The following is a 12,806-nucleotide window of genomic DNA, read 5'->3' as shown; positions in this document are numbered from 1 at the left end:
TGTCCTGTTTCCTCCCCTGATTAGTCGGATTTAACGGGCAAACTGTCGGTGCGACTACGGCGACGTAAGGAGAAGACGACGTGGAGCTAGCTCTGGCGCCGGAAACCCTGGCGCGATGGCAGTTCGGTATCACCACCGTCTACCACTTCCTGTTCGTCCCCCTGACGATCTCTCTCGCCGCGCTCACCGCCGGCCTGCAGACCGCCTGGGTGCGGACGAACAAGGACAAGTACCTCAGAGCGACGAAATTCTGGGGCAAGCTCTTCCTGATCAACATCGCCATGGGCGTCGTCACCGGCATCGTTCAGGAGTTCCAGTTCGGTATGAACTGGTCCGACTACTCCCGGTTCGTCGGCGACATCTTCGGTGCCCCGCTCGCGTTCGAGGCACTGATCGCGTTCTTCTTCGAGTCCACCTTCATCGGCCTGTGGATCTTCGGCTGGGACAAGCTCCCGAAGAAGATCCATCTCGCCTGCATCTGGATGGTCTCCATCGGGACCATCCTGTCCGCGTACTTCATCCTGGCGGCCAACTCCTGGATGCAGCACCCGGTCGGCTACCGGATCAACAAGGAGCGCGGCCGGGCCGAGCTCACCGACTTCTGGCATGTGCTCACCCAGAACACCGCGCTCGCCCAGTTCTTCCACACCGTCACCGCCGCCTTCCTGGTCGGAGGCGCGTTCATGGTCGGCATCGCCGCCTTCCATCTGGCGCGCAAGAAGCACATCCCGGTGATGCGGACCTCGCTGCGGCTCGGACTGGTCACCGTGGTGATCGCCGGACTTCTCACTGCCGTCAGCGGTGACCAGCTCGGCAAGGTCATGTTCAAGCAGCAGCCGATGAAGATGGCCGCCGCGGAGGCGCTCTGGGAGGGGCAGAACTCGGCACCCTTCTCGATCTTCGCGGTCGGCGACGTGGCCAAGGGCCACAACACCGTGGAGATCTCCATCCCCGGGATACTGTCCTTCCTCGCGGACGACAGCTTCACCTCGTACGTCCCCGGCATCAACGACATCAACAAGGCCGAGCAGGAGAAGTTCGGCCCCGGCGACTACCGGCCCAACATCCCGGTCGCCTTCTGGAGCTTCCGCTGGATGATCGGCTTCGGGATGGCGTCCTTCGCCCTCGGCATCCTCGGACTGTGGCTGACGCGACGGAAGTTCATGCTGCCGCCGGCGATGCGGACCGGTGAGGACGAGGTTCCCCATCTGGTCCTCTTCAAGAACAAGGCCCTCAGCCCGAAGCTCGCCAAGTGCTACTGGATCGTCGCGCTCTGGACGCTGCTCTTCCCGCTGATCGCCAACTCCTGGGGCTGGATCTTCACCGAGATGGGCCGCCAGCCCTGGGTCGTCTACGGCGTGCTCCAGACCCGCGACGCGGTTTCCCCCGGCGCCTCCCAGGGCGAGGTCCTCACCTCGATGATCGGCTTCACCCTGCTCTACGCCGCGCTCGCGGTGGTCGAGGTCAAGCTGCTCGTGAAGTACATCAAGGCCGGGCCGCCGGAGCTCACGGAGGCCGACCTCAACCCGCCCACCAGGATCGGCGGCGACGACCATGACGACGCCGACCGGCCGATGGCCTTCTCCTACTGAGAGCAGAGGAGCTGAGAGATGGAACTCCACGACGTCTGGTTCGTACTCATCGCCGTCCTCTGGACCGGCTACTTCTTCCTGGAGGGATTCGACTTCGGGATCGGTGTCCTCACCAAGCTGCTGGCCCGGGACCGCAAGGAGCGGCGGGTTCTGATCAATACGATCGGGCCCGTCTGGGACGGCAACGAAGTGTGGCTGCTCGCCGCGGGCGGTGCGACCTTCGCCGCCTTCCCCGAGTGGTACGCCACCCTGTTCTCCGGCTTCTACCTGCCGCTGCTGATTATCCTGGTCTGCCTGATCGTGCGGGGTGTCGCCTTCGAGTACCGGTCGAAGCGGCCCGAGGAGAAGTGGCAGACCAACTGGGAACACGCGATCTTCTGGACCTCGCTGATCCCGGCCCTGCTCTGGGGCGTGGCCTTCGGGAACATCGTGCGCGGCGTGAAGATCGACGCCGACATGGAGTACGTGGGCACCTTCTGGGACCTGCTCAACCCGTACGCCATCCTCGGCGGACTGGTCACGCTCACCCTCTTCACCTTCCACGGTGCCGTGTTCGCGGGGCTCAAGACGGTCGGGGACATCCGGGAGCGGGCGCGCAAGCTGGCGCTGAAGCTCGGGCCGGTCACCGCGGTGCTCGCCCTCGGTTTCCTGATCTGGACCCAGATCGACAACGGCGACGGCTGGAGCCTGCTGGCGATGATCACCGCCGTGTTGGCGGTGGTCGGTGCGATCGGTGCGGTCGCGGCGGGACGTGAGGGCTGGGCGTTCGCGCTCTCCGGCGTGACCATCGTGGCCGCGGTCGCCATGCTCTTCCTGGCGCTCTTCCCGAACGTCATGCCGTCCTCGCTGAACGACGCCTGGAACCTCACGGTCACCAACGCCTCGTCCACCCCGTACACGCTGAAGATCATGACCTGGTGTGCGGGGATCGCGACCCCCGTCGTCCTGCTCTACCAGGGCTGGACGTACTGGGTGTTCCGCAAGCGCATCGGCACGCAGCACATCGCCGAAGCGCACTGACGCACCCGGGGCCTGTCCGGTTCTGATCCGCCGGGCACGTATCCGGGGCCTGTCCGGACCCGAACCGCCGGACAGGCCCCGGCCCACCGACCGAGTTCGCTAGGGGCTGTTTCACGTGAAACCGATCGACCCGCGCCTGCTCCGCTACGCGCGCGCCACCCGCCTCTTCCTGGCAGCCGTGGTGGCGCTCGGAGTCGTCGGGGCAGCGCTGGTCATCGCCCAGGCCATGCTCGTCGCCGAAGTGGTGGTGGGCGGGTTCGAGGACGGGCTGACCGTCTCCGGGCTGCGGACCCCGCTGATCCTGCTCGCGGCGGTAGCGCTCGGCCGGGCGCTGGTCTCCTGGCTGACCGAACTGGCCGCGTACCGGGCCAGCGCGGCGGTCAAGTCCGAACTCCGCGGCCGGCTGCTGGAGCGGGCCGCGGAGCTCGGGCCCGGCTGGCTGAGCGGGCAGCGCACCGGCTCCCTGGTGGCGCTCGCCACCCGGGGCGTCGACGCGCTCGACGACTACTTCGCGCGCTATCTGCCACAGCTCGGACTCGCGGTGGTCGTGCCGGTGGCCGTCCTTGCCAGGATCGTCACCGAGGACTGGGTCTCGGCAGCGATCATCGTGGTCACGCTGCCGCTCATCCCGCTCTTCATGATCCTGATCGGCTGGGCCACCCAATCGCGGATGGACCGCCAGTGGCGGCTGCTTTCCCGCCTCTCCGGGCACTTCCTCGACGTGGTCGCCGGACTGCCGACGCTGAAGGTGTTCGGCCGTGCCAAGGCACAGGCCGAATCCATCCGCGCCATCACCTCGCAGTACCGGCGGGCCACGTTGCGGACCCTGCGGATCGCGTTCCTGTCGTCCTTCGCCCTGGAGCTGTTGGCGACCCTGTCGGTGGCCCTCGTCGCCGTCACCATCGGCATGAGGCTCGTACACGGCGAACTCGACCTCTACACCGGTCTGGTGGTGCTGATCCTGGCCCCCGAGGCCTATCTGCCGATCCGCCAGGTCGGCGCGCAGTACCACGCGGCCGCCGAGGGGCTCTCGGCCGCGGAGGAGATCTTCTCGGTCCTGGAGACCGAGCCCCGGCCGGGCGGTACGGAGGACATTCCGGAGTCGCTGCGACTGGAGCTGGAGGGGGTGACCGTACGGCACGAAGGCCGTACCGAAGCTTCCCTGGACGGGGCCTCGTTGGTGGTGGACGAGGGGGAGACCGTTGCTCTGGTCGGCCCGAGCGGCGTCGGGAAGTCCACCCTTCTCGATGTGGTGCTGGGCTTCACGGCACCCGACGAGGGGCGGGTGCGGGTCGGCGGCGTCGATCTGGCGACCCTGGCCCCGGAACGCTGGCGGGAACGGATCGCCTGGGTCCCGCAGCGCCCGTATCTTTTCGCGGGCACGATCGCGGAGAACGTACGGCTGGCCCGGCCGGACGCGGACGACGGCGCGGTGACGGCGGCGTTGCGGGACGCCGGGGCGTACGACTTCGTGGCGGAACTGCCGGACGGTGCGCAGACGCTCCTCGGCGAGGACGGTGCGGGCCTCTCCGCCGGTCAGCGCCAGCGGCTCGCACTCGCACGCGCCTTCCTCGCCGACCGCCCGCTGCTGCTGCTCGACGAGCCGACCGCGAGCCTGGACGGCGAGACGGAAGCGGGGATCGTCGAGGCGGTACGGAGACTGGCGCAGGGGCGGACCGTGCTGCTGGTCGTGCACCGCCCGGCGCTGCTTCCGCTGGCCGACCGGGTGGTGAGACTGGAACCTGTGACGCTCCGGCCGGAGAAGCCCGAGGAGTCCGTCGCGGTGCCAGGTCCTACGGACGCACCCGCCGCAGGAAGTGCCGCGGCGCCGGAGCCCGAGGCGCTGCGGGACACCGCGGCCCGCCCCGGACAGATCCTCGCCCGGGTCCGGGAGGCCGCCGGGGCGCAGCGCGGACAGCTGGCACTCGCGCTGCTGCTGGGAAGCCTCGCCCTGGGCTCGGCCGTCGGACTCATGGCCGTCTCCGGCTGGCTGATCTCCCGTGCCTCCGAGCAGCCTCCGGTGCTCTATCTGATGGTCGCCGTGACCGCGACCCGCGCCTTCGGCCTCGGACGGGCCGTCTTCCGCTACGCCGAGCGCCTGGTGTCCCACGACGCGGTGCTCAAGATGCTCGCCGAGCTGCGCGTCGCGGTCTACCGCGGGCTGGAGCGCATCGCGCCGGCCGGTCTGCGCCGGACCCGGCGCGGGGACCTGCTCTCCCGGCTCGTCGCCGATGTCGACGCCCTGCAGGACTACTGGCTGCGCTGGCTGCTGCCCGCCGGGACCGCCGTCGTCGTGGGAGCGGCGACCGCCGGGTTCATCGGCTGGCTGCTGCCGGCGGCGGGCGTCGTGCTGGCCGCCGGACTGCTGCTGGCCGGAGCGGGGGTGCCGTTGGTCAGCGGCGCCTGCTCCCGCCACGCGGAACGCCAACTGGCCCCGGCACGTGCCGATCTGGCCACCCGGATCACCGACCTGCTCGGCGGGACTGCCGAACTGACCGTCGCGGGCGCCCTGCCCGCCCGCAAGGCGCGGTCCCGGGAGGCCGACGGCGTCCTCACCCGCATCGCCGCCCGCGCGGCGACCGCCACCGCGCTCGGCGGCGGCCTCATCGCCCTGATCGGCGGCCTCACCGTCGTCGCCACCGCACTCGTCGCCCTCCCCGCCGTGTACGACGGGCGGCTCGCGGGTGTGGAGCTCGCGGTGGTGGTGCTCACGCCGCTGGCCGCCTTCGAGGCCGTGACCGGTCTGCCGCTCGCCGTGCAGTACCGGCAGCGGGTCAAGCGCAGCGCGGAGCGGGTGTACGAGGTGCTGGACGCCCCGCTGCCGGTGCGCGAACCAGCCAGCCCGGCCGGGACGCCCGGATCGCCCTTCCCGCTGGAGGTACGGGGGCTGTCCGCCCGGTACGCGGGAGCGGAACGGGACGCCCTGGACTCCGTCGACCTGCGTCTGACGGCCGGTCGGCGGATCGCGGTGGTCGGGACTTCCGGCTCCGGCAAGACGACCCTCGCGCAGGTCCTGCTCCGCTTCCTGGACGCACGGAAGGGGACGTACCGGATCGGCGGTGTCGAGGCCTGCGCGCTGGAGGGGGACACGGTGCGGGGGTTCGTCGGGCTGTGCGCCCAGGACGCCCACATCTTCGACAGTTCCATCCGGGAGAACCTGCGGCTGGCCCGTACCGGCGCGACGGACGAGGAACTGCGGGCCGCCCTCGACAGGGCACGGCTGCTCGACTGGGCCGAGGCACTGCCCGACGGGCTCGACACCCTCGTCGGTGAACACGGCGCGCGCCTCTCCGGCGGCCAGCGCCAGCGCCTCGCCCTGGCCCGGGCGATCCTCGCCGACTTCCCCGTACTCGTCCTGGACGAGCCCGCGGAACACCTCGACCTGGCGACCGCGGACGCCCTGACCGCGGACCTGCTGGCCGCCACCCGGGGGCGTACGACGGTGCTGATCACCCACCGCCTGCAAGGGCTCGAAGCCGTCGACGAGGTGGTGGTGCTGGAGGCCGGCCGGGTCGTGCAGCGGGGCCCGTACGCCGATCTCGCCGCCGAGGAAGGCCCATTGCGCCGGATGCTGGAGCGCGAGCGGGAGACCGAAGGGGTGGCTGAGGAGGCGATGGGAGTGCGGGTGTGAGCGGGAGAGCGCAGAGGTTCCGAAGGAGCCGTCGGCGTGCGGGTGTGAGCGGGGCGGCACGATAGCCGACTTTCCTCACTAATAGGGACTAACTAGTCTCGGGGTATGCCAGAGCAGGACCCGAAGGACTCACTCGAAGCCGCGACCCGGGCGACCCGCAGCCTGCAGGGCCTGTCCACCGAACTCACCGCCCGGGTACCGCAGCTGCTGGAAGCCATGCGTTCCGTCGGCACGGGCCTCGAACTGCACTCCACCCTCGACCGGATCTGCGAGACGGCGGCCGAACTCGCCCACTCCCGCTACGCCGCCATCGGCGTGGTCGACCAGGAGGGCGAGGGGCTCTCCGATTTCGTCACCTACGGAGTGCCGGACGAGGTGGCGCACGAGATCGGCCGCCGCCCCGACGGGCACCGCGGACTGCTCGGCGCGCTGATCCGCGACCCTGTCCCGGTGCGGCTCGCCGATCTGACGGCCGATCCCCGGTTCGCCGGATTCCCGCCCGGCCATCCCCCGATGCGCACCTTCCTCGGCGTCCCGATCAGGGTCCAGGGGGAGATCTTCGGAAATCTTTATCTGGCGGAGAAGGACGACGGGGGCGAGTTCAACGACTACGACCTGCACATGCTGCGGGTGCTCGCCACGGAGGCCGGGATCGCCATCGGCAACGCCCGGCTGTACGAGGCGGCACGCCAGCGTGAGCGGTGGATCGACGGGTCGGTGGCGGTCACCACTGCCCTGCTCTCCGGCGGTGACGCCGATGACGCGCTCTCCGTCGTCGCCGAACAGGCCCGCCATCTCGCCGCGTCCGCCGCCGGGATCGTGCTGCTGCCGGCCGAGGAGGGCGGTTTGGAGATCGTCGCCGTCTCCGCGGATGACGCCTGCGCCCCGCTGGGGGTGATCATCGGGCCGGAGAGCCCGGTGGTGGCGAGGCTGCTGAGCGGCGAGGCGGTCTTCATCGACGATTCGGCCACCGATCCCCGCATGATCACCGGGCTGGCACACCACTTCGGCCCGAGCATGCTGCTGCCCCTGCACAGCGGCGGACGGGTGCTTGGCGCGCTTGCCACCCCTCGCGCCCGGGGCGACCGGCCGTTCACGGAGACGGAACGGACCCTCGCCACCCAGTTCGCCTCGCAGGCCGCGCTCGCGTTGATGATGGCCGAGGCGCAGCGGGACCGGGAGCGGCTGGCGGTGTACGAGGACCGTGACCGGATCGCTCGCGATCTGCACGACCTGGTCATCCAGCGGCTGTTCGCCACCGGAATGATGCTGGAGAGTGCCCAGCGCCGGTCGGTCGTGCCCGAGGTGCAGACGGGTGTCGGCCGGGCGGTCGACGAACTGGACGTGACCATTCAGGAGATCCGCACCGCGATCTTCGCGCTGCAGCAGGAACCGGCCGAGGCGCCGTCCGGGCTGCGCACCCGCGTGCTGCGCGAGATCAACATGGCGGCGGTCCCGCTGGGGTTCAAACCCTCGCACCGCTTCCTCGGCCCGGTGGACTCGCTGGTCGGCGAGCTGACCGGTAAGAACCTGATCGCGGCGCTGCGGGAGGCGCTCTCCAATGCCTTCCGGCACGCGGAGGCCTCGTCGATCGATGTGGTCGTCGACGCGACCGTCGCACTGCCCGACGGGAGGGACGCGGTGCGGCTGTCAGTCGCCGACGACGGGGTGGGCCTCCCGGAGGGCGGTCGGCGCAGCGGGTTGCGGAACCTGGCGCGCCGGGCGGAATCGCTCGGTGGCGCGAGCTGGTTCGGGCCCGGCATCGGGGAGGACGGGGGCGGCACGACGGTGGTGTGGGAGGCGCCGATCTGAGGCCGCCGGGAGCTCAGGGGGCCGGCCCCGCAGGGGCGTCGGGGCGTGGGCCTCAGCGGTGCGCGTCAGCGTGGGGCGTCGGGAGCAGCGCGTCTCAGCGTGGGGCGTCGGGCGTCCGGCGCTCGGCGAGGATGCGTTCGATGACGACCGCGACGCCGTCGTCGCCGTTGGTGGTGGTCCGGCCGGACGCGGCGGCGAGCGCGGCCGGGTGGGCGTTGCCCATCGCGTACGACGTGCCCGCCCAGCTGAGCATCTCCACGTCGTTGGGCATGTCGCCGAAGGCGACGACCTCGGCGGGCGAGATGCCGCGCTCGGCGCAGCAGAGCGCCAGGGTGCTGGCCTTGGAGACCCCGGGTCCGCTGACCTCCAGCAGGGCTGTGGGACTGGACCGGGTGAAGGAAGCCCGGTCGCCGGCTGCCGTACGGGCCAGGGCGAGGAAGTCGTCCGGGGCCAGTTCGGCGTGATGGGCGAGGAGCTTCAGCACCGGGGCGCCGGCGCCCGGCTTCTCCTCGTGGAGCAGCTTCTCGGCGACGGCGACGGTGGCACCCGGGTCCAGGTGGAAGGGCGGGTAGGCCGGCTCGTAGTGGATGCCCGTGGTCAGCTCGACGGCGAAGGAGGTGCCGGGGGCTGCGGCGCGCAGGGTGTGCACGACGTCGAGGGCGATGTCGCGTGCCAGCGGGCGGACCTTGACCAGCTTGCCGTCCGCGTGCAGATCGGCGACCGCGGCGCCGTTCGCGCAGATCGCCAGGCCGTGGCCGTGGACATGGTCGCTGACGACATCCATCCAGCGCGCCGGGCGTCCGGTGACGAAGAAGACCTCGATCCCGGCCTCCTCGGCGGCGGCGAGCGCGGCGACCGTACGGTCCGAGACGGTCTTGTCGTCGCGCAGCAGGGTGCCGTCCAGGTCGGTGGCGATCAGCCGGGGAGCGGCAGGCGAGGGCGAGTCGGTAGCTGAGGTCACACGCTCATTCTCGCGTACGACGGTGCACGGGCGTGCAGAGGGGCGCGCATATGAAGATGCGCGCCCCTGACCGGGGAACATGCCTGACGCATATGCCAGCAGGTCGGGTTCGGGCCGGTCCGCTGGCCGGTCCGCCCGGTCCGCTCGTGCTGGTCCGGGTGTCCGGTCAGCGGCCGAGCTGGGACAGGCCCTCGGTGGCGATGCGTTCGAAGATCTTCTCGTCCGCGGCGAAGTCGGAGTCGGGGACCGGCCAGTGAATGACGATCTCCGTGAAGCCCAGCGCGAAGTGGGTGCCCGCGAAATCCACGAAGGCGTCGAAGGACTTCAGCGGACGGTCCGGTGTGAAACCGGTGAGAAGGATCTTGTCCAGCTCGGCGACATCCCGGCCGCTGGACTCGCAGGTCGCGCCCAGCTTGGTGAGCTGCCCTCGCATGGCCTCCACGGACTGCTCCGGGGTGCCCGCTTCGTACAGCTTCGGGTCGCCCGTGGTGACCCATGCCTGGCCGTACCGCGCGGCGAGCTTCATCCCGCGCGGCCCGGTGGCGGCCACCGCGAAGGGCAGCCGCGGCCGCTGCACACAGCCGGGGATGTTCCGGGCCTCGTTCGCCGCGTAGAACCGGCCTTCGTACGTCACCGAGGGCTCGCGCAGCAGCTGGTCGAGCAGCGGTACGAACTCGTCGAAGTGATCGGCCCGTTCGCGCGGCGTCCATGCCTCCTCGTCGCTCCGGCGCAGCGTCGTGGCGTCGAATCCGTTGCCGCCGGCGCCGATGCCGAGGGTGACGCGTCCGCGGGAGACGTCGTCCAGCGTGATGAGGTCCTTGGCCAGCGTGACGGGGTGCCGGAAGTTGGGTGAGGTGACGAGGGTGCCCAGGCGCATCCGCTGGGTGGCGGCTGCCGCGGCGGTGAGGGTCGGTACCGCGCCGAACCAGGGTCCGTCGCGGAAGGTCCGCCAGGCCAGGTGGTCGTAGGTGTAGGCGGCGTGGAACCCCATGTCCTCGGCGCGCTGCCAGAACTTCTGGCCCTCGTTCCAGCGGTGGATCGGAAGAATCACAGTGCTCAGACGCATGCCTCAGACGATACGCGGGGCTTTCCGCTGCCACGGATGTGCCGCCGGAGCCAGAACCAGGAAGCCGCGCCGGCGTCGCAGTGGAGGCCGCTACGGTGGCTTCATGGACATGCTGGGCAAAGCCGAACTCGAAGCCATGATCGACGAGGCGACTATCGATGCCTATGGCGAGGACGAGCAGTTGACCGGTCTGTTCACCAAGATTGAGGAACACCTCGGTCTGCCCTTCACCACCGCGGTCCTCGGCGTCGAGGTGACCGTGCGCGGCATCGACCTCACACCGGACGGCCGGATCGTCACCCTGTGCTCTCGTGGCGGCATGCGGCAGTCGATCGGAATCCTGGAGCTGCCGCTGCCCGTCCCGGCGCCTGATGGCTCGGAGTGGATCGAGGCATACCGTCACTGGGCGGGTTGAGGTCGGACATCTCACACTTCAAGCGGAGCCGGCTTGCACGGAAGGGCTGGACATGGATGACCCCGTAGAGGGCACGAATCAGGGCGCCGGTGGACCGTCGCTGACGGATCTCATCGAGCGCAGTGCCACGTTGAAGGGGCGACTGGTCGCCTTCGCGCAGAGCGCCCGCTTCGACCGGTGGTTGACGCCTCTCCTGCTGGAGGCCGCAGGGCCTGAACGGCAGTTGGACGAAGGCGAGGCGATCCGGATCACCGACCACTTCATCCTGCGATACCGCCTGCCGGGCGGCTCGACGGTGGTGGACCGGTTCGTCGCCGCACGGAAGGACTTGACCGCCTCCGACCGGGAGATGCTGCTCGGCTGGCGTGACCCGGTCGAGGGCGTCTTCGAGATCCGGCGCAAGGAAAGGGACGCCGTCGTCCTGCTCAACCTGGTCAACGACCTGGAGTTTCGCACGTACTCGAACGTCGGACTGGCCGCGTTCCGTGGAGTGTCCAAGGGAGGGTTTCTCCACACCTGCCTGGTACCCGTGCACTCGACAGGCGGGGCGTGGCTGGTGTCCGGGGCGATGTCGTACTACCCCGAGTCCAGCGCCGTCGAGATCGCCCAAGCCGCCCTCCGCCTTGCCACCAGCCAGCACGAGCTGGTCTTCCGCAACCCCGCGAAGATCGAGCAGGGATGGCAGCGGATGCGGGAGGACCGAGCCGCATTCATCGAGTTCTGCGGCAGCGACGAACTGGTCCTTCCGCCTGCCGAAGCCGAGGAACGACTCAACGCCTACTACCGCCGACGCCAGAAGGCAACAGTCGACGGACAGCCCGGCCGTGCTCGGGGCAGGCGGCTCCCCGGCCTGCCCTTCTTCGAACTGCCGTGGGAACTCGCGGATTCGGACACCATCGGTGTCATCTACGATCGCGTCGACGGGCTCAACTTCTACGCGGACTACGGGATGCTGCGGGACCTCTTCGAGGACCCCGCCCTCGCAGGCCGCAGAGAGCACCAGGACCTGCTGCGCACGTACCTGCGCGAGGAGTCGATCACGCCACTGCCGATCCGCCGACTGGCCACCGCCCACCCGGAGGCAGCCGACGTGGTGTTCCGGAAGCTTCTGCGGAAACCCGGATTCACTTGGAGCGAGCACGGTGATGCGCTGCTGCGCCGGCGCAAGCCCTGGTACTACGAGAGCGAGCCGCGCCCTGGGGTGTCCGTCATCGGCGACCGCCTGAGTGAGCTGCTCGGTGCGGGACGGCGCTGAGCGCCTGTGCGGAGAAGCCACCCGCTGGTCGGGCTGCGATGGGCGAACGAGGCTTGACTGAGGTGACGAGGGTGCCCAGGCGCATCCGCTGGGTGGCGGCGGCCGCGGCGGTGAGGGTCGGTACCGCGCCGAACCAGGGACCGTCGCGGAAGGTCCGCCAGGCCAGGTGGTCGTAGGTGTAGGCGGAGTGGAACCCCAGATCCTCGGCGCGCTGCCAGAGCCTTTGGCCCTCGTTCCAGCGGTGGATCGGCAGAATGACAGTGCTCAGACGCATGTCTACGACCACATGTCTACGACCATACGGGTCCAAAAACGGGTGGGCCCGCCTCCGCGGAAGAGCACAGGCCCTCGGCCCGGCGGTCGCCGGATCAGTCGCGGGAGCTCAGGAACGCGGGTGGCACGGCAGCGGTGAGCCAGACTCCGTTGGCGCTGACGTAGAAGGTGTGGCCCGCGCGGTGCAGGGCGCCCGCGTCCACGGACAGAACCACGGCACGACCGCGCCGGGCCCCGACCCTGGTCGCGGTCTCACGGTCGGGCGAGAGGTGGACGTGCGTGCGGTTCATGGGCCGCAGGCCCTCCCTGCGGATCGCGTCCAGCGCGCTGCCCACCGTGCCGTGGTAGAGGTACGCGGGCGGCTCGGCCGGCGGGAGAGCGAGGTCCACCGGGACGGTGTGGCCCTGGCTGGCGCGAATACGGCCGTTCTCGACGGCGAAGCGCTGTTTGTCGTTGACGGCGACCACATGGTCGAGCTCGCTCCGGGTGATCGGGAAGTTGTTGCGGGCCGTGGCGCGCAGCAGTTCGCCGATCGGCACCCAGCCGTTCGCGTCGAGCGTGATGCCGATCCGCTCCGGCTGGTGCCGCAGGTGTTTCGAGAGGTACTTGGACACCTTGATGATGCGTCTTTCGTCCATTCCGTCAGAGTGCCCACGGCGGTCGCTCACGCGCATCCGGATTTCACCTCGATTCACTACAGTAATTTTATTCGCTGTAGCAATTTCCGTCTACAGGTTTGATCCACAGCCAACTCAAGTTATCCACAGGCTAATTGGCAATT

At 69.8% G+C, this 12,806-nt stretch carries 9 protein-coding genes and 1 pseudogene; 6 read left to right on the top strand and 4 right to left on the bottom strand.

Annotated elements, in window-relative coordinates:
- Positions 1 to 80 precede the first annotated feature (80 nt).
- From ACFVV1_RS04475 to ACFVV1_RS04460, 4 genes are all read left to right on the top strand, one after another.
- The gene (locus ACFVV1_RS04475; protein ID WP_389984324.1) at positions 81 to 1,592 is read left to right on the top strand and encodes a cytochrome ubiquinol oxidase subunit I; all 1,512 of its coding nucleotides are present in this window, start codon (positions 81 to 83) and stop codon (positions 1,590 to 1,592) included.
- Between the two features lie 18 nt (positions 1,593 to 1,610).
- Entirely contained in the window at positions 1,611 to 2,612 is a 1,002-nt protein-coding gene (cydB, locus tag ACFVV1_RS04470; RefSeq protein WP_389984321.1) for a cytochrome d ubiquinol oxidase subunit II, read from the top strand.
- A 115-nt stretch (positions 2,613 to 2,727) separates the two neighbouring features.
- Complete coding sequence (gene cydD, locus ACFVV1_RS04465) at positions 2,728 to 6,243, top strand: thiol reductant ABC exporter subunit CydD (RefSeq protein ID WP_389984318.1); 3,516 nt, start codon at positions 2,728 to 2,730, stop codon at positions 6,241 to 6,243.
- Positions 6,244 to 6,348: 105 nt separating this feature from the next.
- Positions 6,349 to 8,055: a GAF domain-containing sensor histidine kinase gene (locus ACFVV1_RS04460; RefSeq protein WP_389984315.1), complete on the top strand. Its 1,707-nt coding sequence runs from the start codon at positions 6,349 to 6,351 to the stop codon at positions 8,053 to 8,055.
- Positions 8,056 to 8,149: 94 nt separating this feature from the next.
- Here ACFVV1_RS04460 and ACFVV1_RS04455 read toward each other — a convergent pair whose 3' ends face one another.
- Together ACFVV1_RS04455 and ACFVV1_RS04450 are read right to left on the bottom strand one after the other, a co-directional pair.
- The gene (locus tag ACFVV1_RS04455; RefSeq protein ID WP_389984312.1) at positions 8,150 to 9,016 is read right to left on the bottom strand and encodes a Cof-type HAD-IIB family hydrolase; all 867 of its coding nucleotides are present in this window, start codon (positions 9,014 to 9,016) and stop codon (positions 8,150 to 8,152) included.
- Positions 9,017 to 9,182: 166 nt separating this feature from the next.
- Positions 9,183 to 10,082 carry an LLM class flavin-dependent oxidoreductase gene (locus tag ACFVV1_RS04450; protein WP_389984309.1) on the bottom strand — a complete coding sequence of 300 codons (900 nt, stop codon included), beginning with the start codon at positions 10,080 to 10,082 and terminating at the stop codon, positions 9,183 to 9,185.
- 103 nt (positions 10,083 to 10,185) lie between these two features.
- Between ACFVV1_RS04450 and ACFVV1_RS04445 the strand changes: the two genes are divergently transcribed.
- Positions 10,186 to 10,497 (top strand): hypothetical protein, encoded by a 312-nt coding sequence (locus tag ACFVV1_RS04445; protein ID WP_389984306.1) that lies wholly within the window; start codon positions 10,186 to 10,188, stop codon positions 10,495 to 10,497.
- Positions 10,498 to 10,549: 52 nt separating this feature from the next.
- Complete coding sequence (locus ACFVV1_RS04440) at positions 10,550 to 11,752, top strand: hypothetical protein (protein WP_389984303.1); 1,203 nt, start codon at positions 10,550 to 10,552, stop codon at positions 11,750 to 11,752.
- Positions 11,753 to 11,789: 37 nt separating this feature from the next.
- Here ACFVV1_RS04440 and ACFVV1_RS04435 read toward each other — a convergent pair.
- Positions 11,790 to 12,026, bottom strand: a pseudogene (locus tag ACFVV1_RS04435) (LLM class flavin-dependent oxidoreductase); the annotation flags it as partial.
- 94 nt (positions 12,027 to 12,120) lie between these two features.
- Positions 12,121 to 12,663 carry an RNA 2'-phosphotransferase gene (locus ACFVV1_RS04430; RefSeq protein ID WP_389984300.1) on the bottom strand — a complete coding sequence of 181 codons (543 nt, stop codon included), beginning with the start codon at positions 12,661 to 12,663 and terminating at the stop codon, positions 12,121 to 12,123.
- Positions 12,664 to 12,806 lie beyond the last annotated feature (143 nt).

Origin of the sequence: Streptomyces sp. NPDC058092, from assembly GCF_042884935.1 — a bacterium.
GTDB lineage: Bacteria > Actinomycetota > Actinomycetes > Streptomycetales > Streptomycetaceae > Streptomyces.
The sequence above is the reverse complement of the archived record's forward strand: the minus strand, read 5'-3'. Positions and strand labels throughout refer to the sequence as shown.

Bases quoted from the DNA above. Each gene is read 5' to 3' on its own strand.
- ACFVV1_RS04445 (WP_389984306.1), top strand. From the start codon at position 10,186: ATGGACATGCTGGGCAAAGCCGAACTCGAAGCCATGATCGACGAGGCG.
- ACFVV1_RS04450 (WP_389984309.1), bottom strand. From the start codon at position 10,082: ATGCGTCTGAGCACTGTGATTCTTCCGATCCACCGCTGGAACGAGGGC.
- cydB (WP_389984321.1), top strand. From the start codon at position 1,611: ATGGAACTCCACGACGTCTGGTTCGTACTCATCGCCGTCCTCTGGACC.
- ACFVV1_RS04430 (WP_389984300.1), bottom strand. From the start codon at position 12,663: ATGGACGAAAGACGCATCATCAAGGTGTCCAAGTACCTCTCGAAACAC.
- ACFVV1_RS04440 (WP_389984303.1), top strand. From the start codon at position 10,550: ATGGATGACCCCGTAGAGGGCACGAATCAGGGCGCCGGTGGACCGTCG.
- ACFVV1_RS04460 (WP_389984315.1), top strand. From the start codon at position 6,349: ATGCCAGAGCAGGACCCGAAGGACTCACTCGAAGCCGCGACCCGGGCG.